General features: G+C 72.0%; 17 protein-coding genes, 1 pseudogene and 1 riboswitch. Of the genes and pseudogenes, 4 read left to right on the forward strand and 14 right to left on the reverse strand.

All coding sequences use genetic code 11. The features are described from left to right. Window positions 1-91: 91 nt before the first annotated feature. Window positions 92-222: riboswitch (FMN riboswitch) on the reverse strand. A 304-nt stretch (window positions 223-526) separates the two neighbouring features. Beyond that, entirely contained in the window at window positions 527-1,750 is a 1,224-nt protein-coding gene (locus AC5WS8_RS11240; protein ID WP_496103192.1) for an ROK family transcriptional regulator, read from the reverse strand. Between the two features lie 133 nt (window positions 1,751-1,883). On the opposite strand from AC5WS8_RS11240, the pseudogene AC5WS8_RS11245 reads away from it, so the two are divergent. After that, window positions 1,884-3,063, forward strand: a pseudogene (locus tag AC5WS8_RS11245) (MFS transporter). On the opposite strand, the gene AC5WS8_RS11250 reads toward AC5WS8_RS11245, so the two are convergent. Further along, window positions 3,023-3,481 (reverse strand): acyl-CoA thioesterase, encoded by a 459-nt coding sequence (locus AC5WS8_RS11250; protein WP_496103193.1) that lies wholly within the window; start codon window positions 3,479-3,481, stop codon window positions 3,023-3,025. The pseudogene AC5WS8_RS11245 and the gene AC5WS8_RS11250 overlap by 41 nt on opposite strands. 366 nt (window positions 3,482-3,847) lie before the next feature. On the opposite strand from AC5WS8_RS11250, the gene AC5WS8_RS11255 reads away from it, so the two are divergent. Beyond that, the gene (locus AC5WS8_RS11255; RefSeq protein ID WP_496103194.1) at window positions 3,848-4,576 is read left to right on the forward strand and encodes a DUF5995 family protein; all 729 of its coding nucleotides are present in this window, start codon (window positions 3,848-3,850) and stop codon (window positions 4,574-4,576) included. A gap of 33 nt (window positions 4,577-4,609) precedes the next feature. Then, a complete protein-coding gene (locus AC5WS8_RS11260) occupies window positions 4,610-5,539 on the forward strand; it encodes an LLM class F420-dependent oxidoreductase (RefSeq protein ID WP_496103195.1) in 930 nt (309 codons plus the stop codon). Window positions 5,540-5,555: 16 nt separating this feature from the next. Here AC5WS8_RS11260 and AC5WS8_RS11265 read toward each other — a convergent pair whose 3' ends face one another. The 7 genes from AC5WS8_RS11265 to AC5WS8_RS11295 all read right to left on the reverse strand — a co-directional run bounded on the left by AC5WS8_RS11265 (window position 5,556) and on the right by AC5WS8_RS11295 (window position 13,875). Then, window positions 5,556-7,253 carry a flavin monoamine oxidase family protein gene (locus tag AC5WS8_RS11265; RefSeq protein WP_496103196.1) on the reverse strand — a complete coding sequence of 566 codons (1,698 nt, stop codon included), beginning with the start codon at window positions 7,251-7,253 and terminating at the stop codon, window positions 5,556-5,558. Between the two features lie 57 nt (window positions 7,254-7,310). Continuing rightward, a complete protein-coding gene (locus AC5WS8_RS11270; protein ID WP_496103197.1) occupies window positions 7,311-8,099 on the reverse strand; it encodes a carbon-nitrogen hydrolase family protein in 789 nt (262 codons plus the stop codon). Between the two features lie 327 nt (window positions 8,100-8,426). Beyond that, window positions 8,427-9,893 carry an HAD-IA family hydrolase gene (locus AC5WS8_RS11275; RefSeq protein ID WP_496103198.1) on the reverse strand — a complete coding sequence of 489 codons (1,467 nt, stop codon included), beginning with the start codon at window positions 9,891-9,893 and terminating at the stop codon, window positions 8,427-8,429. A 46-nt stretch (window positions 9,894-9,939) separates the two neighbouring features. Beyond that, complete coding sequence (locus AC5WS8_RS11280; protein WP_496103199.1) at window positions 9,940-11,010, reverse strand: ABC transporter ATP-binding protein; 1,071 nt, start codon at window positions 11,008-11,010, stop codon at window positions 9,940-9,942. A gap of 5 nt (window positions 11,011-11,015) precedes the next feature. Then, complete coding sequence (locus AC5WS8_RS11285) at window positions 11,016-11,828, reverse strand: ABC transporter permease (protein ID WP_496103200.1); 813 nt, start codon at window positions 11,826-11,828, stop codon at window positions 11,016-11,018. After that, window positions 11,816-12,721 (reverse strand): ABC transporter permease, encoded by a 906-nt coding sequence (locus tag AC5WS8_RS11290; protein WP_496103201.1) that lies wholly within the window; start codon window positions 12,719-12,721, stop codon window positions 11,816-11,818. The genes AC5WS8_RS11285 and AC5WS8_RS11290 overlap by 13 nt, the downstream gene beginning before the upstream one ends. Continuing rightward, window positions 12,718-13,875 (reverse strand): ABC transporter substrate-binding protein, encoded by a 1,158-nt coding sequence (locus AC5WS8_RS11295; protein WP_496103202.1) that lies wholly within the window; start codon window positions 13,873-13,875, stop codon window positions 12,718-12,720. Before AC5WS8_RS11295 ends, AC5WS8_RS11290 begins: the two co-directional genes overlap by 4 nt. A 220-nt stretch (window positions 13,876-14,095) precedes the next feature. Here AC5WS8_RS11295 and AC5WS8_RS11300 point away from each other — a divergent pair, with 220 nt between their 5' ends. Next, window positions 14,096-14,836 carry a GntR family transcriptional regulator gene (locus tag AC5WS8_RS11300; protein WP_496103203.1) on the forward strand — a complete coding sequence of 247 codons (741 nt, stop codon included), beginning with the start codon at window positions 14,096-14,098 and terminating at the stop codon, window positions 14,834-14,836. Between the two features lie 4 nt (window positions 14,837-14,840). Here AC5WS8_RS11300 and AC5WS8_RS11305 read toward each other — a convergent pair whose 3' ends face one another. The 5 genes from AC5WS8_RS11305 to AC5WS8_RS11325 form a co-directional block, all read right to left on the reverse strand. Next, a complete protein-coding gene (locus AC5WS8_RS11305) occupies window positions 14,841-15,302 on the reverse strand; it encodes an Lrp/AsnC family transcriptional regulator (RefSeq protein WP_496103204.1) in 462 nt (153 codons plus the stop codon). A gap of 477 nt (window positions 15,303-15,779) precedes the next feature. Beyond that, complete coding sequence (locus AC5WS8_RS11310; protein ID WP_496103205.1) at window positions 15,780-17,222, reverse strand: GuaB1 family IMP dehydrogenase-related protein; 1,443 nt, start codon at window positions 17,220-17,222, stop codon at window positions 15,780-15,782. A gap of 139 nt (window positions 17,223-17,361) precedes the next feature. Further along, window positions 17,362-17,682 carry a barstar family protein gene (locus tag AC5WS8_RS11315; protein WP_496103206.1) on the reverse strand — a complete coding sequence of 107 codons (321 nt, stop codon included), beginning with the start codon at window positions 17,680-17,682 and terminating at the stop codon, window positions 17,362-17,364. After that, window positions 17,679-18,077 carry a guanyl-specific ribonuclease gene (locus AC5WS8_RS11320; RefSeq protein WP_496103521.1) on the reverse strand — a complete coding sequence of 133 codons (399 nt, stop codon included), beginning with the start codon at window positions 18,075-18,077 and terminating at the stop codon, window positions 17,679-17,681. The genes AC5WS8_RS11315 and AC5WS8_RS11320 overlap by 4 nt, the downstream gene beginning before the upstream one ends. Window positions 18,078-18,127: 50 nt before the next feature. Then, window positions 18,128-19,171: a sugar-binding transcriptional regulator gene (locus AC5WS8_RS11325; RefSeq protein WP_496103522.1), complete on the reverse strand. Its 1,044-nt coding sequence runs from the start codon at window positions 19,169-19,171 to the stop codon at window positions 18,128-18,130. Window positions 19,172-19,237: the final 66 nt, after the last annotated feature.

The raw sequence follows: 19,237 nt of genomic DNA on the forward strand, positions 1-19,237 counted from the left end.
AGCAGACACGGGCGAGGACACCGGGGCGACGCCGGACGGGCTCCGTCCACATGGACGAGCCGAGACGGCGGCGCGCACGAATGCCCGCCCGCCGCGCACTGCCTCCCATCCGGACTTTAACCGTCGGTCCAGGAATTCCACCTGGTCAACCGGCCGCTGGAAGCGGCCGGGTCGCGGACTTTAACCGCCGGTTCGGACTTTCACCGACCCCGGAGTGCGCTGCTTCTGGTACAGCCCCAGTGTGCCACGACCCACGGGTGATCAAACGAGTGAACTACTGTGCGGTCCCTCACATGTTCACATGCCGGACATCTCCCACGACAGGTGCAGGGGACGCCCCGCCGCCGGGGCCAACCGGCGCGCTTCGAGCGGCATTTGAAATTGGTCCACACCTCTCGACGGGCCTGGTCCAGCCCTCCTGGGGTCGGCGGTCGCGGCGCCGTACACCGTCCTCGAACGGCCCGGCGGCGGCGACGAAGGCCCTTGCCCGCCGCCGGACCTCCGCACGCACAGGCGGCACGGCCGCCTACCGCTCCAGCGGGCCGAACAGCTCCTCCTGGGCTCCGTCCCGTGCCGTCAGCAGCGCCCCCCGCAGGACCGCGCCGCCGCCCAGGGTGCCGGCGCGTACCTCGGTGGCCAGCGGTGACAGGCGGACCAGGCGCTCCGCGACCCGCGCGGCGAGGGCGTCCCCGCCGGCCGGCCCGACCTCGCCGCCGAGCACGACACAGCCGGGGTCGAGGACGGCGGCGACGGAGGCGGCAGCGATGGCGAGCCGGTCGGCGAGGGTGTCGAGAAAACGGCCGGCCCGCCCGGCGAGGGCGGCGCCCGCCACCTCGCTCCCGCCGCCCGGCGCGAGGGCCGCGACCGCGCCCCTCACCAGGGCCGCCGCCGGCAGCTCGGGCGCGTCCGGCCCCGCCGACAGCCCGTGCTCTCCTGCCAGTTCGACGATCGCCGCCGCCCCCGCCAGCGAGTGGAATCCGCCCTCGCAGTCCGTCGCCGACGGCAGGGTGCCGGTGCCCGGGACCGGCAGGAAGCCGATCTCCCCCGTGCCGCCCGAGGCACCGCGCCGCAGTGCTCCGTCCAGGACGACCGCCGCACCCGTGCCATGGCCCAGCCACAGCAGGACGAAGGTGTCGCGGTCCCGGGCCACACCCTCGCGCTGCTCGGCCAGCGCCGCGAGGTTGGTCTCGTTCTCCACGATCACCCTGGCGGGCAGCCGCTCCTGGAGCGCGGCGACCAGTCGGCGGTGCCACTCCGGCAGCCCCGCGGAGTCGCGCAGTTCGCCGGTGGCGGGGTCGATGAGCCCGGGCGCACCGATCCCGACCGTGTGCAGCCTGTCGGCACCGGCCTCCTTCGCGGCACGCTCCACCAGCAGCACCGCCTGCTCGACCGCGGGCCCGGTGCCGGTGTCGCCGCCGATCGGTACGGACGCCCGGGCGAGCACCCCGCCCAGCAGGTCCGAGACCAGGACGGAAACGCTCTCGGTGCGCACGTCCAGGGCCGCGAGGTGGGCGCGGTCGGCGACGATCCCGTACAGCCGCGCGTTCGGACCACGTCGCTGCTCGCCCGACTCCCCCACCACCGCGATCAGTCCGGCGGCCGTGAGCCGTTCGACGAGATCGGCGACCGTGGGCCGGGACAGTCCGGTCAGCTGCTTCAACCGCGCTGCCGTCAAAGGGCCTTCCTGCTGCAGCAGGCGAAGGGCGAGCCGGTCGTTGATGGCCCGGGCGGTGCTCGGGGATGCGGGCATGCCGGGATCCTCCCAGATCGGTGACCGCGCCGCCCCGGCGCGGCCTCGGCACCGTATCTATCAGGCAGGGTTCCTGATAGTTTACGTCGGCGCGCGGGGAGGACACAGCCGGGAGGGCCCGAGAATGAGCGGGATGAGCGAATCGAGCCGACAACGCGAGGTCCGGCGCGCCCGGTACGCCGTGGCGGCGGTGTTCGCCGTGCACGGCGCCGTCACCGGCTCGTTCGCCACCCGCGTGCGCGGGCCGGCTCGGCATCGCCCTCGCGTTCCCGGCCCTCGGGGCGTCCCTGGCGATGCCGCTCGCGGGCCGGATCAGCCACCGCTTCGGCTCCCGCACGGCGCTGCGCGGGCTGATCTCGCTCTGGACACTGTCCCTGGTCCTGCCGTCCCTCTCCCCCAACCTGCCCACCCTGTGCGCGGCGCTGTTCGCGTACGGCGCCTCGGCCGGTATGGCGGACGTCGCGATGAACGCGCTCGGCGTGGAGGTGGAGAACCGTCTCGGCAGGTCGATCATGTCCGGACTGCACGGCCTGTGGAGCGCGGGCGCCCTGATCGGCTCGGCGGCCGGCACGCTCGCCGCCCACCTCGGCTCGGACGCCCGGCTGCACCACGCCCTGGCCGCCGCGGCGCTGACCGTGCTGGGTCTCGTCGCCTGCACCTGGGTCCTCGACCTGCAGCCGGCCGAGGGCGAGGAGCCGCCGCCCCGCTTCGCGCTGCCGCCCAGGTCGGCCCTGCTCATCGGCGCCGTCGGCTTCTGCGCGGTGTTCGCGGAGGGCGCGAGCCTCGACTGGTCGGCGGTCTACCTGCGCGACCAGCTGGACAGTTCCGCCGGTCTGGCCGCCGCCTGCACGACGGGGTTCACCCTCACCATGGCGCTCGCGCGGATCGCGGGCGACAAGGTGGTCGACCGCTACGGGGCGGTGCGCACCGTGCGGCTGAGCGGCGTCCTCGCCGCGCTCGGCGGGCTGCTCATCGTCGTCGCGGACCAGCCGGCTCTCGCCATGGGCGGGTTCGCGCTGATGGGTCTGGGCATCGCGGTCGTCGTCCCGCTGTGCTTCGCGGCGGCGGGCCGCAGCGGCCCCAACCCGAGTCAGGCCATCGCGGGCGTGGCCACCATCACGTACACATCGGGCCTGGTCGCGCCGGGCGCCATCGGCGCTCTGGCCCAAGCCACGAGCCTGGTCGTGTCGTTCGGCCTGGTGACGGTGCTGGCGTGCGGGCTCGCGGGGTTCGCGGGCGTCCTCCGGACCGGCGACCGCGACCGGCCGACGGTCAGTCCGCCGAGCGCAGCAGTTCGCGACCCGCGTCCCTGAACCGCTCGCTCCACGAGGTCGGCCGCAGGGTCGAGGCGTCCAGCCGGACCAGGACCCGGGTACCGTGCGCGTACGTCGCCGTCCCGTCCGCCGAGCAGAACCGGAAGCCGTAGGTGAGACCGGTGTTCCCGAGCCGCTCCAGCCACAGGTGCACGGCGTACGGGCCCGGCTTGGCGACCGGGGCCTCGTAGCTGATCCGCAGTTCCCTGACGGCGTTGCAGAAGTCGCCCGCCGCCTCCCAGTCGCCCTCGAAGCGGAAGCCGCGCTCCTGCCACAGGGTGGACCAGGCGCGCTCGACCATGACCGGGTAGCGGGCGTTGTGCAGCAGTCCGAGCGCGTCCAGGTCGTCGAAGTGGACGGTGACGGGGATCAGCCTGCCGTACGACAGGACGGGCGCGGCCTGGGCTTCGACGGTCACGGGCGGTGCTCCTCGGCAGGACCTGGTGAGGCGCTCGCGACGCTGCGGCGCGGAGCACGTCCATGGTAAGCGATCGCTCAGCCGGTCATCGCGTCGGACGGCGCTCACGCCGGTGCCCTGATCCGGGCGCGGGGCGGCACCAGCGCCACCGCGACCGGCGCGGTGTTCGCGGGGGGCGCCGTGCCGTTCCGGCGCGCCGCCTGCGGGCGGCCCGGCGCTCGGCCGACCGCCGGGCACGTGAGCCCGACACCTCCCGCTCGTACCGCTCCCCCGTCCCCCTCATGGCCCATCGGTGCCGTCCCCCGTTCCGGGGAAGTCCGCGGGCCGTCGCTGCTCCGGTCGGCCCGGGGCTGGAACTCTGCCCTCATGGTGCGGTCGGAGCAGTGCACGACGGAAGTGGACACGGTCGTCACACGGATGCGCGCGCTCGGTGAGAGCTGGCCGGAAGACGACGGCGTCGCGGTCTTCAACCGGGTCTACCTCGCCGTCACCGAGGAGGTCGACCGGCGCCTGGACGCCGGGTACTTCGCCGATCGACGGCAGGCGATCACGCTGGACGTCCGGTTCGCCGAGCGGTACCTGTCCGTGGCCGAAGGCACATCGGTCCCGGCCTGCTGGCGGCCCCTGTTCCAGCTTCGCCGCCATCCCGGCGTACGGCCGCTGCAGTTCGCGCTGGCGGGCATCAACGCGCACATCGGGCACGACCTGGCGCTCGCCGTCGTGGACGCCTGTCGTACGCTCGGCTGCGAACCGGCCGGTCTGGAGGACGAGTTCGAGCGCGTGGGCGACATCCTCGTCGCGCTGGAGGAGCGCATCCGCGACGACCTCATGCCCGGTCCCGACCTGCTCGAGATCGCCGATCCGCTGACCCATCTGGTCGGCGCGTGGAGCCTGGAGCGGGCACGCGAGGCGGCCTGGTCGGCCGCCCGCGCCCTGTGGGCGCTGCGGGAACTGCCCGAGGTCGCCGACGAGTTCGAGCAGCGCCTTGACGCGGCCGTGGGGTTCGCCGGCCGGATGCTCCTCACACCACTACCGCATCGACCCGGCCGACCCCGCCTGCCGTGCCGGGACTCCCTTGAGACCGCTGCACGTTGATTCGCGCAGACCCCTTTGCGAAGGAGCACAGGCATGGCGACTCGGCTGGGACTCGGCCTTCCGCAGAACCGGCAGTACCGCATCGGGAAGGACGTGCCCGACGTGGCCCGCACCGCCGAGCAGATCGGTTACGAGAGCCTGTGGGTCTACGAGCGGGCCCTGTACCCGGAGCCCGCCGGTCAGGGGCTCTACGGCATCGAGGGCCTGCCCTGGCCGGACTCGTACCGCAATGTGGCCGACCCCCTGGTCACCCTCACCCTGGCCGCGGCGGCCACCGAGCGGGTCCGGCTCGGCTCGAGCGTGCTGGTCGCCCCGCTGCACCAGCCGTTCCAGCTGGCCAAGGCTCTGGCCTCGCTGGACGCGGCGAGCGGCGGCCGGGTGATCGCCGGCTTCGGCACCGGCTGGTCCCTGGACGAGTACGCGGCCGCGGGCATCCGCCCGATCGAGGAGCGCGGCCGGGTGCTGGACGAGGTGATCGATGTGTGCCGGGCGGTGTGGGGCCCGGATCCGGTGCGCTACGAGGGCCGTATCACCAAGATCACGTCCGCGGTGGTCGGTCCCAAGCCTGCCCGACCGATCCCGATCCTGCTCGCCGCGAGCAACAGGAAGGCTCTGACCCGGCTCGTCGACCATGCCGACGGCTGGCTGCCGGTGGGCATGGGAGTGGAGCAGATCGCCACCCGGTGGCAGGAACTGCAGGATCTGGCGGCCGAGCGCGGCCGCCCGGAGCCCCTGCGGACCGTCCTGCGGGTGAACGCCGAGCACCGGACCAAGGCCTACGACGGCGCCGACCGCCGGCCCTTCCGGGGCAGCGTCGACCAGATCGTCGAAGACCTGGTCCCCTACACGTCGATCGGTCTGGAGGAGATCCTCCTCGACCTCCAGTCCACCCCGCGGGACGCCCAGGAGCTCAAGGACGTCGCCGCGGAGGTGTACGAGAAGGCGCGGGCGGCCGGGGTGTGACCGTCCCGGAGGCGGCTCAGTCCTCGGGGAGTTCGACGGGCGCGATCTCGTCGTAGACGTCGCCGGGGCCGGGGTTGGCCGGGTCGGTCGCGCCGCCGAGGTGGTGCATCACGCCCCACACGGCGTTGAGCGCGGTCTGCACGGCTCCCTCGGCCCAGCCGGCCGTCCAGGAGATGTCGTCGCCCGCGAGGAAGACGCCCCGCTTGTCGGCGGGCAGCCGGTCCTGCATGAAGTGCGTGAACAGGCGCCGCTGGTAGCGGTAGTGGCCGGGCAGGTTGGCCTTGAAGGCGCCCATGAAGTAGGGCTCGTCCTCCCAGGAGACCGTGACCGGGCTGCCGATGATGTGCTTCCTGATGTCGACGTTCGGGTATATCTCGCCGAGCGACTTCAGCATGACCTCCATCCGCTCGTTGGCGGACAGCGGCAGCCACTTCAGGCTGTCGTCGCACCAGGTGTAGGAGAGGCAGATGACGGCGGGGCCGTCCGGGCCGTTGTCGAGGAGGTAGGTGCCGCGGGTCATCCGGTCGGTCAGCGTCATCGACATCACGTCACGGCCCGTCTCCTCGTCCTTGTCGAGCCAGAACGGCCGGTCGACGGGCACGAAGAGCTTGCTGGACTCCATGTAGTGGGTGCGCTCGATGGCCGTCCAGTGGTCGATCGGGAACAGTGCGTCGTCGCACTGGATCTTGGACAGCAGCATCCAGGACTGCGCGGTGAAGATCGCCGCCCGGTAGGTGCGGATGTCGCCGTTCGCGTCCGTCACCGTGATCCGGTTGCCCGCCGTGCGGTGCAGCCGCGTCACGGCGGGGCGGGGCTCGCCGTTCACGTGCAGGGACTTCAGGGAGGTCCCGTGCGGCCAGTGCACGATCTTCTCGGGCTCGCGCTCCCACAGCCGCAGCGGCAGCTGCTGGGAGCCGCCGACGATGCCGCGGTGGTGGTCGTCGGCCTCGGTGTAGACGACTCGCAGGATCTCCAGGATGGAGTTCGGGAAGTCGGTGTCCCAGCCGCCGGTGCCGAAGCCGACCTGGCCGAAGATCTCGCGGTGCCGGAAGGACCTGAAGGCCTCGGAGTCGCAGAGGAAGCCGTAGAAGGTCTGGTTGTCGAGCTTCTCGACGAGCTTGGACCAGATCTCACGGATGCGCTTGACGTCCCGCTCACGGATGGCGCGGTTCATGTCGGAGAAGTCGGCGCCCTCCTCCAGGCACCGGTTCCAGGCGTTCGCGACGTCGCGGTAGACCTGCGGCAGATCGTCGATCGTCTCGGCGTAGTGCGACTCGCCCTTGAGGTCGACCACGGTCGACGGGGTGGCCTCGGCGAGCGGGTTGGGAAACGGCCTGGTCTCCAGGCCCGCCAGGTCGATGTAGTGCTGCAGGGCCGTCGAGGACGGCGGGAAGCGCATCGCGCCCATCTCGGCGGTGAGCGACGGGTCGCACCCCTCGAAACCCACCGTCCGCAGCCGGCCGCCGATCCGGTCGGCCTCGTAGACGACGGGCTTGAGGCCCATCTTCATCAGCTCGTAGGCGGCGACGATGCCGGACAGGCCGCCGCCGATGACCGCGACCTCGGTGCCGTGCTCGGTCGCGGGTATCTGGCCGAGGCCCGCCGGGTGGGCGAGGAAGTCGTCGTAGGCGTACGGGAAGTCCGGGCCGAACATGGTGATCGGCGGCTGCTGCTCGTCTGCGTGCTCGACGGCGTTGGGCACCGTGGACGTCATGGGGTACGGACTCCTTGCGCGGGAAGAACTCGGGGAGGGTTCGGGGAGGACCGAAGGTCAGACCAGGGACCCGTACAGGCCGGGGCGGCGGTCCCTCAGGTACGGGTTCGCCTCACGGGAGGCGGCGAGGTGGACGGGGTCGACGTCGGCGAGGACCAGTTCCTCGCCGCGGCCGGCCCGGGCCCGGGCGATCCCGTCGGGACCGGCCAGGGTGGAGAGCCCGACGAACTCGAACTCGCCTTCCCTGCCGACCCGGTTGACGTAGGCGACGTACATCTGGTTCTCGAAGGCCCGCACCGGCACGAGGGACTCGGCGACGAACTGGAACGGATGCATCTGCGCCGTGGGCACGACCAGGACGTCGGTGCCGGCCAGGGCGTGCGCGCGGACGTTCTCCGGGAACTCGACGTCGTAGCAGATCATGACGCCGACGCGCAGACCGTCGAGGTCCGCCTGGACGACCGGCTGGTCACCCGGGGTGAAGTGGCTTTGTTCGAAGCAGCCGAACAGGTGGGTCTTGCGGTAGTTCGCGAGGCGGGAGCCGTCCGCGGAGATCAGCTGGGCGGAGTTGAAGACCCTCTGGCCGTCCCGCTCCGGGTAGCCGTAGGCGACCGCGAGACCGTGCCGCGAGGAGAGCTCGGCGATCGCGTCCGCCGAGTCGCCGTCCGCGGGCTCGGCGAGCCGGTCGATGTCACCGCCGATCGCGTACCCGGTGAGGAACATCTCCGGCGCGACCAGCAGCCCCGCGCCCGCGGCGGCGGCGCGTCCCGCGGCCTGGTCGAGGACCTTGAGGTTCTCGCCGACCGATCCGGGACGTCCGGAGCTCTGGAGCAGGGCGGTGCGCATGCGTGTTTCTCCACCGGTGCGGAAGGGGGTTCGGGGGTCGGTTAGACCGTACGGTCGGCGCCTGGGGCCCGACAAGGAGGAGCCGTTGCGCGCCGATGGGCGAATCGTTGCGTCCGCCGGCGGGAGGGCGGCGATTCGTTGCGTCCCCCCGAGGCGCCTGCTGCCCGCAGCCCCCGTGGCCGGGCCCTGCTGTGACGTGGGGGGACCGTCAGCCCGATGGGCGAGCGGCAGCTGCCCGGGCAGCGGTCCTCGACCGGGCTCAGCCGGTGGAGGCCGTCGACCGCGAAGACGGTGGGGGGCGGCCACGGTCGCCGGGGCCGCCCCGGATCAGGCGGTCCGCGCAACGGCGAAGGTGGTGAGCACCGCGGCGTGGTCCGAGGGCCAGTCGTTGCCGGCGACGTCCGGCCACGGGCGCGGAGTGCCCGTGACGACCGTGCGTGAGTCCAGGACCGTGAGCCCACGGTGCAGCACGTAGTCGATCCGGTCCTGCGGTTCGGGGCGTCCGCTGCCGTCCTCGTGCACGGGGTGGATCGGGGACCAGGTGTGGCCCGGGTCGCGGACCGGGTCGGGGTGCGCCTCGCGGTAGGAGTCGCTGAGGCCCGCCTCCTCGGCCGCCCTGGTCACCGGCCAGGCGACGTCGGGCCGGTCCAGGTGAGAGGGGCAGTTGAAGTCGCCGACGAGCACCACCGGAACGCCACTGTCCGCCGACTCCCCGATCCTGCGCAGTGTGTCCCGCATCTGTGCCAGCCGCTCCCCCTCGTGGGCGATCAGCTCGGCCGCCGCAAGGCCGTCGAAGGCGGACTCGTACGGCCCGTACGGCGTGTAGTCCAGGTGGGCCGTCCAGACGTCGACCTCGCACCCGTGGCCGAGTCGGATGCGGACGCCCGCCGCTCCGTAGAAGCCCACGTCGGGGTCACCGAAGCGGGCGGTGATCGGGTGGCGGCTGATGACGCCGAGGTTCTCACCCGCCCGGTGGTGGTACCAGCCGAGTGCCTCCGCCAGCTCCTGGGCCGCGGTGCCGCCCGTCTCCTGCAGACCCACCACGTCGGCTCCGCTCTCCACGACGGCCTTGAGCTGCTTGGCCCGGTGATCGTCGACCATGCTCCCGCCGAGCCAGAGGTTCCAGGTCATCACGCGCAGTTCGCGGGTCAGCAGGGACCTCAGCCGCTCGGGCGTGACCTGCTCCAGGCTGGCCAGCACGGTCCGCCCGGGCGCCGCCTCGATCGGCGCGAGCGACGGTACGGCGAGCACCACGCACCCGGCCGCCTCGGCGGAGGCGACGCCCGTCGGAGTGTCCTCCACGGCCACGCAGCCGCCGGGGTCGACTCCGAGCGCCCGGCACGCGGCCAGGTAAGGGTCGGGCGCGGGCTTGGTGCGTTCGGTGTCGTCGGCGGTGACGGAGACCGCGAACCGGGCGGCGCCCAGTACCTCCAGGACGGTGTCGGCGATGGCCCGCGGGGACGCGGTCACCAGCGCGGTGGGGACGCCGTCGCGGGCGAGGGCGTCGAGCAGGTCGACCGCGCCCGGGCGGGGCACGACGCCGCCGCGGACCCGGTCGGCGAACTCCCGGTGCAGCTCGGCGGCCACGTCCCCCGCCGGGGCGCCGGTGAGCCCGGCCAGCCAGTCGGCCGTGTGTTCCACGGGACGGCCGAGCACGTCCGGCCGGTCGCCGCCGCCGAGCGGTCGGCCGAGTCCGGCCGCGACCCGCTCCACCGCCTCCCACCACAGCCGCTCGGTGTCGACGAGCGTGCCGTCCATGTCGAACAGGACGGCCTGGAGCGGGAGCAGGGTCACGGTTCTCTCTTTCCTGTGGGGGTTCGCGGGGGGTTCGGTTCAGGGGTCAGTGGGCGCGCTCGGCGACCAGGACCGGGCGGTCCGGCAGGGTCACCGTGACCGCGGCGCCGGCGCCGAGGGCGGCGGCCTCGTGCGCCGGCAGATCGGCCTTCGCCTCGGTGCCGTCGGCGAGGCGCACGGTCAGCCGGACCGCAGCCCCGAGGAAGGCGGTAGTGATCACCCGTGCTTCCCCTTCGTCGTCCGCGGTCACCCGTACCGCCTCCGGCCGCACCAGCACGTCCACCTCGGTCGCGGCGGGCGCGTGGCCGTCGACGGGCAGCCGCTGCCCGAGCACCTCGACGACGTCCGAGGAGAGCCGCCCGGGGATCCGGCTCATCGTGCCGACGAACTCGGCGACGAAGGCGGTGGCCGGGCGGCCGTACAACTCGGCGGGAGCGGCGCACTGTTCGAGCTTTCCGGCCCGCATCACCGCCACCCGGTCCGCCATGGACAGCGCTTCTTCCTGGTCGTGCGTGACGAACAGGGTGGTGATGCCGAGCTCCTGCTGGAGGCGTCGGATCTCCTCGCGCAGTGTGAGCCGCACCTTGGCGTCGAGGGCGGACAACGGCTCGTCGAGCAGCAGGACGCGCGGACGCAGGGCGAGCGCGCGGGCCAGTGCGACGCGCTGCTGCTGGCCGCCGGAGAGCTGGTGCGGAAAGCGCTCGCCCTTGTCGCCGAGGCCGACGAGGTCGAGCAGTTCGGCCGCGCGGGCACGCCGATCCGTGGTGCGCACCTTGCGCATGCGCAGCCCGAAGGCCACGTTGTCCAGGGCGCTCAGGTGCGGGAAGAGGCTGTAGGACTGGAAGACCATCCCGGCGTCGCGGCGGTGGGCCGGAACGCGGGTGACGTCCTCCCCGTCGACGAGGACGGCACCCGAGTCGGGGTGCTCGAATCCGGCGAGCATGCGCAGCGCGGTGGTCTTGCCGCAGCCGGACGGGCCGAGCAGGGCGAGGAGTTCGCCGGGACGTACGGTCAGGTCGAGTCCGTCCAGCGCGACGGTCGGGCCGAACGCGCGGCGCAGTTCCCGGAATTCGACCGTCGCTGTCTTCGCGCGGGTTGCGGCCATGTCGAGCGTCATGTGGTTCATCCCTTGGCGGCGGTACGGGAGCGCCCGCCGAAGACGGCGAGCGAGAGCAGGAGGGCCCAGGTGACGAGCAGGCTGAGCACGGAGACGGCGACGGACAGCTGGGCCTGCGAGCCGCCGACGCTGTAGATCCACACGGCGAACGGTGTGAAGCCCAGCAGCTGGGCGACCGTGAACTCGCCGAGGACCAGCGCCAGCGTGAGGAAGGAAGCGTTCAGCAGCGCGCCGCGCAGATTGGGCAGCACGGCATGGACCAGGGCCTGCCGCCAGCTCGTCCCGCAACTGCGCGCTGCTTCGACGAGGGTGCGCACGTCGATGGCGCGCAGGCCCGCGTCCAGGGCCCGGTACACGAAGGGCAGCGCCATCACGGCGTAGGCGAGGACGAGCACGATCGGAAAGCCCGGGTTCTGGATCGCCACGAACGTCTGGAAGAGCGGCGTGCGCGAGAGATGGTCGGGGCCCCACTTGAGCACCGTGGCGATCCCCGCGACGAACGCGATCGGCGGCACGACCAGCGGCAGCGAGCACACCGTCTCGACGACGGGCCGCAGCCGGGGCGCACCGAGCCGCAGCGCGACCATCGCGGGCACCATCAGCAGCAGGACCAGGACGATCGTGGCAGCAGCCAGCTCCAGCGACAGCAGCAGGCTGGAGCCGAAGCCGTCGGTGGAGACGATCTGGGTGTAGGCGTCGAAGGTGACGCCCCGGTTCGGCACGTCCACCGTGAAGATCACGGACGCGGTGAGCGGGACCAGGAAGTACAGGCCGGCGCAGGCCAGGACGACCCAGCGCCACGGGTTCAGGCGAGCCATCGCGCACTCCGTCGTTGCAGGGGCAGGTACACGACCATGACCAGGCCCGCGACCAGAACCATGTCGAGGCTGAGGGCGAGCGCCACGTTCTCCTGGCCGACCAGGACGTTGCCGGAGATGGCGTCGGCGATCTGCAGGGTGACCAGCGGGACGGCGCTGCCCACCATGGCCGCGGCGGTGGCGTACGCGGCGAAGGCGCTGCCGAAGAGCAGCACGAATCCGCCGAGCAGTGAGGGCAGCAGGACGGGCAGGGCGACATGGCGCCAGTACTGGACGGTGGTGGCGCCGTTGTTCTGCGCCGCCTCGCGCCACTGGACGCGCAGTCCGTCGAGGGCCGGTGTGATGGTGAGGACCATCAGCGGGATCAGGAAGTACAGATAGACGATCACCAGGCCCCAGAAGCTGTAGAGGCTCCAGCCCTTGTCGGTCAGGCCCAGATGGCGGGTGAGCACGCCGGAGTTGCCGAGCGTGGCGACGAAGGCGAACGCCAGCGGGACGCCGCCGAAGTTGGCGAGCACCCCGGATGCGGTGAGCACGGCCTCACGCAGCACGGGGAAGCGGGAGGTCACCACCGCCTGGGCGAACAGCAGCCCGAGTACGGTGCCGAGGGCGGCGGAGACGGCGGAGAGCTTGACGCTGCCGACCAGAGCCGTGAGGTAGGCGCCGTGCAGCGAGGCGGTGAGGTTGGCCGTGCTGTACGAGGTGGCGCCGGTGGTCTGGTCCGTGACGGTGAAGGCGCCGTTCAGCATGGCGAGGGCGGGGATCCCGAAGGCGATCGCCGTGAAGGCGAGCAGGGGGAGCACGGCGAGCGCGCCGGAGGCGCGGCGCCGCCGCTGCTGAGGAGCAGCGGCGGGCGCGACCTCGGCCTCGGCCTCGGTGAGGACGGCGGTCATCCGGAGACGGCCTTCCCCCAGCCCTGCCCGATGACCATCTTGGCCTTGCTCTGCTGGGCCTCGGTCGGGAAGGACGGGGTGCCCGAGACCTCGGGAAGCTTGGCCGCCGCGGTCTTGTCCAGGGTGCCGGCCTTCTCCATCGCGGCCATCAGGGCCGGGCGGGCGTAGCCCTTGAGCCAGAGGTTCTGGCCCTCGGGGCTGTAGAGGTACTCCTGCCACAGGCGGGCGGCCGCCGGGTGCGGGGCGTCCTTGTTGATGGCCTGCGAGTAGAACTGGGCGTACACGCCATCGGTCGGCACGGCGACCTTCCAGTCCAGGCCCTTGGACTTGAACTCGTCGGCGTACCCGGCGTTCAGGTAGTCCCAGTCGATGCTGATCGGCGTCTCGCCCTTCTCGACGGTGGCCGGGGTCGACTCGACGGGCGTGTAGTTGCCGTTCTTCTTCAGCTTGGCGAAGAAGTCGAGGCCGGGCTGGATGTTGTCGAACGAGCCGCCGTTCGCGAGCGCCGCCGCGTACACGCCGCCGAAGGCCGAACCCGACTTGGTGGGGTTGCCGTTGAGCGCGACCTGGCCCTTGTACTGCGGCTTGAGCAGGTCGGCGAAGGTCGTCGGACAGGCCTTCACGCGCTTGGCGTCGCAGCCGATGGAGATGTAGCCGCCGTAGTCGTTGTACCAGCGGGCCTGCGGGTCCCTCTGGCCGGACGGGATGTCGGCGTAGGAGGCCACCTTGTACGGGGCCAGCAGTCCCTGCTGGGCGGCGCTGAGCGCGAACGAGCTACCGAGGTCGAGGACGTCGGGCGCGCGGTCCTGGCCCTTGCGCGAGGTGACGGCGCTGATCTCGTCCTGGCTGGACCCGTCCGGGTTCTCCACCTCGACCTTGATGCCGTACTTCTTCTGGAAGCCGTCGATCAGGGCGCCGTAGTTGGCCCAGTCGCGGGGCAGGGCGATCGCGTGCAGCGTGCCCTCCTTCTTGGCGGCCTTCACCAGGGCGTCGAGGCCGCCGAAGTCCGCGGCCGAGGTCGCGGTGGCCGCGCTCTTGCCGTTCGCGGTGGTCGACGCGTTGTCGGGGGCGGCGCCGCAGGCGCTGAGGGCGAGTGCGGCGGCTGCGGCGAGGCCACCGGCGAGCACGGCGGTTCTCGGCGGGAACACTGTCACTGTCACTCCAGGGGTACGCACGAGCGAGGAGACGGGACGAGACGGGGACAACTTGTCTGAACAAGTTGCGTCACAGTACGCCCGTTGCCGGTGTCCTGTCTGTAAACCGTGGCGAAACTTTGGGCCCTGGTTATATGCACAATCCAGACCGTTGCAGATCACGCTCAGGTCTCGATTAGGCTGGTCACGCTGTGCACAGCAACCGACCTCGAGAGGAAGCATGGCTGCGCGACACGAGGAGATCGCCGACGAGCTGCGGCGGGCGATCGACCGCGAGGAGTACACAGTCGGCAGTCGGCTGCCCTCGGAGACGGAGCTGGCTGCGCACTACGGCGTCTCACGCGGCACCGTCCGCCAGGCCGTCGCGGCCCTCACCGCCGAGGGGCTCATCGGCTCCCGTCAGGGCGCCCGCAGGGTGGTCCTGGCCGGCCACCGCAGCCAGAGCTTCGAGGAACTGCGCAGCTTCGCGCAGTGGGCGCGGGCGATGGGCCGGGAGGCGACGGGACACGTCGTGGCGCAGGAGCACCGCCCGGCGACGAAGGAGGACGCCGTCCGCCTGCAACTGCGCGCCGGAACACCCGTGCTGCACGTCCTGCGGGTACGCGGTCTGGACGGCGAGCCGGTGCTGCTGGAGCGGACCGTGTACGCGGACTGGATCGCCCCGGCGGTCGAGGCCATCGAACCGGACTGCCCCTCCGTCACCCAGCGGCTCTTCGACGACACGGGCCTGGTGTTCGCATACGGCGAGCACGTCATCGACGCGGTCGCTGCGGGCGCCCTGGACGCCGACCTGCTCGGCATCCGCCGCACCAGCCCGCTGCTGCGGGTCCGCCGGGTCACGACCACGCACGAGGGCCGCCCGGTGGAGTGGTCGGACGACCGCTACCGCTCGGACGCCGTGAGCTTCAGCGTGCGCAACTCGATCGGCAACAACGCGCTGGCACGCAAGACGGCCGAGTGACCGCTCACCCGGACCGGGTGGGCGATCCCGACGAGAAGCGGCGCAGCAGCGGGGACAGGACCAGGACCGACTTCGTCCGTTCGACGAACGGCTCGCCCGCGATGCGCTCCAGCACGCGCTCGAAGTGGCGCATGTCGGAGGCGAAGACCTGGGCGATCGCGTCCGCCTCACCCGTGACGGTGGAGGCGGCCACGACCTCCTGGTAGCGCTCCAGGCCCCGCTGGATGGTCTCCGGCGAGGTGTTGCGCCGGCAGTAGATCTCGACGAACCCCTCGGTCTCCCAGCCGAGCGCCCCCGGGTCCACCCGGACGGTGAACCCGGTGATGGCACCCGTCGCGCGCAGCCGGTCCACGCGCCGCTTCACGGCGGGCGCGGACAGGCCGACCAGCTGCCCGATGTCCGCGTAGGAGCGGCGGGCGTCCTCGGCCAGGGCGTGCACGATGCGTTCGTCGAGATCGTTCAGCAAGGCGGATGGTTCACTTCTGTGTGGCGACGTCGGTGCCGCGGTTTCCACGGCGGCCGGCCGGGAACGCCGGTGGCCATACAGGAAGTAGAACACGAGCCCGATGGCCCTCCAGACCCCGAAGACCGCCCGGGTGACAGCCGAGAGGCTGCCCGTCGTCCACACGCACAAGGCGAAGCCGGGCGCGGGGCGCGTGCGAGGACCGGCAGCCCCCTGGGGGACCGCCGAGCGGGTCCTCGCCGTGCCACGTACAGCGCAGACCCTGTGCGCCGCCCTTCACGGGCGTAATGCGGCGGCTTGCCCGTCTCCGCAGGATCATTGCGTTCATCGAACGTTCGCGCGCATTCGTTGCGCGGACCGTTTCGATGTCTGCGCCCCTCACCGGCGACTCGGCGACCGGTGGTCCCTCCGTCCGGGCACGCCGACGGCCCCTGTGGTCCCGCGTGCGGCAGCACAGGGGCCGCGGGAAAGGGAGTCGGGTCAGCTCCAGCTGGCGTGCAGCGGCTTGCCCTCCGCGTAGCCCGCCGCGCTCTGGATGCCGACCACGGACCGCTCCGCGAACTCCTCCAGTGAACCGGCACCGGCGTAGGTGCAGGAGGACCGGACACCCGCGATGATCGAGTCGATCAGGTCCTCGACGCCGGGGCGTGCCGGGTCGAGGAACATCCGCGACGTCGAGATGCCCTCCTCGAACAGTCCCTTGCGGGCGCGGTCGTACGCGGACTCCTCCGACGTGCGGTTGCGGACCGCGCGCGCCGACGCCATGCCGAAGGATTCCTTGTAGAGGCGGCCGTTCGCATCCTGCTGGAGGTCGCCCGGCGACTCGTAGGTGCCCGCGAACCAGGAGCCGATCATCACGTTGGACGCGCCCGCCGCCAGCGCCATCGCGACGTCGCGCGGGTGGCGGACACCGCCGTCGGCCCACACGTGCTTGCCGTACTTCCTCGCCTCGGCGGCGCACTCCAGGACCGCCGAGAACTGCGGGCGGCCGACGCCGGTCATCATGCGCGTGGTGCACATGGCGCCGGGGCCCACACCGACCTTGACGATGTCCGCTCCGGCCTCGATCAGGTCGCGCACCCCCTCGGCGGCGACGATGTTGCCCGCCACGAGCGGCACCTGCGGGTCCAGCGCCCGGACGGACCTGAGGGTGTTGAGCATCGACTCCTGGTGGCCGTGTGCCGTGTCGATGACGAGCGTGTCGGCCCCCGCGTCGAGCAGTTGTTTGGCCTTGCCGACCGCGTCGCCGTTGATGCCGACGGCGGCGGCGATGCGCAGCCTGCCCTGCCCGTCGGTGGCCGGCGTGTAGAGGGTGGCCCGCAGGGCGCCCTTGCGGGTGAGGATGCCGGCGAGCCTGCCGTCCTTGTCGACGGCGGGCGCGTAGCGGCGGTTGGCCGTGTCCAGGACGTTGAAGGCCTCGCGGGGGTCGATCCCCGCGTCGAGCAGCAGCAGGTCCTTGGACATGACCACTTCGAGCTGGGTGAAGCGGTCCACGCCGGAGAGGTCGGTGTCGGTGACCACGCCGATCGGCCGGTGCTCCTCGTCGACGACCACCCCGGCGTTGTGCGCGCGCTTGGGCAGCAGCGCGAGGGCGTCGGCGACGGTCTGGTGGGGGGCCAGCACGATCGGGGTGTCCAGCACCAGGTGGCGGCCCTTCACCCAGGAGATGACCTCGGTGACGACGTCGATCGGGATGTCCTGCGGTATGACGACCAGGCCACCGCGCCGGGCCACCGTCTCCGCCATCCGGCGGCCGGCGATGGCGGTCATGTTGGCGACGACGATCGGGATGGTCGTGCCCGTGCCGTCCGGGGAGGCGAGGTCCACGTCCTGGCGGGATCCGACGGCGGAGCGGCTCGGCACCATGAAGACGTCGTCGTACGTCAGGTCGTAGGCAGGCCGGATGTCATTGAGGAAACGCACGTGCTGCACATCCCAGTCGATCAGAGGTGGCCCCCGGGCAGGTCAGCCAGGGGGAAGAGCACGTACTTCATTCTCCCATGCCGGGCCCTCCACGAACCCCGGGCGGATCATCCAGGCAGGTCAGAGGGTCTTTGTGGGTTCATCCAAGCGTCAGTGCCACGGACAGGCCCGGCAGGTCGTCCGCCGCCCGGGAGAACACCTCACGCGCGGTCTCCCACTCCTTCGGGCATGCCCGCGCGTACTCCTCCCAGCCGCGGACGACGAGCAGCAGGCCCCGCTCGACGGCCTGCTCGGGCCAGACGGTCTCGTCGGTGAGCGAGTCGGCGAGCGCGTCCCAGTTGCGGCCGAACCAGTACGGCAGGTCCAGGGCGCGCACGACCCGCTCCATGAACGCCGCCTTGTCGGCGACACCGTCCAGATCGAGCGTGACCAGGAACCGGTCAGCCAGGTCGTCGGTCATCTCAGCACCGCCAGGAACGTGTTGTAGTGATCGTCGCTGTAGTAGATCTCCCCGCCCTGCCCGGTGACGATGCGCCGGGCCCCGCGGTCGTGCGCGCCGGGGGTCGGCACCGTGTACTCGTGGTAGTAGCCGCGCTGGCGCGCGGGCAGCCGGTGCTCGACGTTGCCGAAGACGGTGCCGTCCCGCGCGTAGGGGTAGGGGCCGCCACTGTCGATGAGGGCGAGGGTGTGCCGGGCTTCGGCGGGCAGCCGCCTCTCCTCCACCGTGGCCATGTGCGCGGCCCACGACGGGGCGCGCGCGGGGGTGCCGGTGTCGGTGGCCGAGCACCCGGTGAGCAGGACGGTCAGCCAGACGAGGAGCCCCGTGAGCAGGCGGGAGACGGACCGCGGCAGCATGGTGCCGATCGCTGCCACAGCCGCCTCCTGGGAAGGTCCTGTCCGTCCGGTCAGTGTCCGTCGGGGTCCGCCCGGTTCAGTGCGGGGGTCGGTGTCGAGCCCGCCGTCATCAGGTAGTCCGCCGCCGCCGTGTCCGTCACGAGGCTGGTGACGAGCCCGGAACGCAGCACCGCGTCGATCGCGGCCGCCTTGCGCTGCCCACCCGCGATCGCGACGACCTCGGGGATACGGCGGAGCTGGTCCGCCTTGACGGTGATGCACCGCTCCCCCAGGTCGCGTCCGACCCGGCGGCCCTCGGCGTCGAAGAGGTGCGCGGCCATCTCGGCGGCCACACCGAGGGAGGCGTAGTGGGCCCGCTCCTCCTCGGTGAGCATGTCGTGCACCGTCGAGATGCCGGGCTCCCAGGAGCCGATGGAGACACAGGCGACCGTCACCTTGTCGAAGTACTCGAAGGCGCGGGCGATCCCCGTCTGGTTGCGCAGGGCCGCCGCGGTCGCCGCGTCCGGCAGCAGCATCGGCGCGTAGATGGGGTGGGCGTCGCCGCCCGAGACCTGTGCTGCACGGCGCACGGCCTCCACCGAGCCGCGCTCGGAGGTCCCGGCGTCGTACACCCCCGTCAGCTGCACCACCGTGCACGGTGGCAGCCGGTCGAGGGCCGCCGCCATGTGGATCGTGGAACGTCCCCAGGCCAGGCCCAGCACATCCCCCTCGGTGACCAGCTCCCCGAGCAGGTCGGCGGCCACCTCGCCGAGGTTCTCCGGGTCGGGCGACTCCTCGGCCTCGGCCGGGGACTCGACCACGACGGCGTGCCTGAGGCCGTAGCGGGCGCGCAGCGCGTCGGAGCGCTCGGCGTCCAGCTCGGCCGGCACACGGATCTCGATACGCACGAGATCCCGTTCGAGGGCGGTCTCCAGGACCCGGGCCACCTTGAAGCGGCTGACGCCGAACTCCTCCGCGATCTGGATCTTGGATTTTCCCTCGAGATAGAAGCGACGGGCCATGGCCGCCGCCTGCACCAGCTCAGCGGGTCCCATCCGCATGGCTGACCGGCCCGCCGACATACCCGACACGGCCATCTCCTCACTGCTGTTCACACTCTGCATTCGCCGTTCATCCTTGCAGATCCGGCGTGGTCGATCAGCCCGGACGGTCGGCGTTCA

It is taken from the genome of Streptomyces sp. PTL18 (assembly GCF_059510295.1).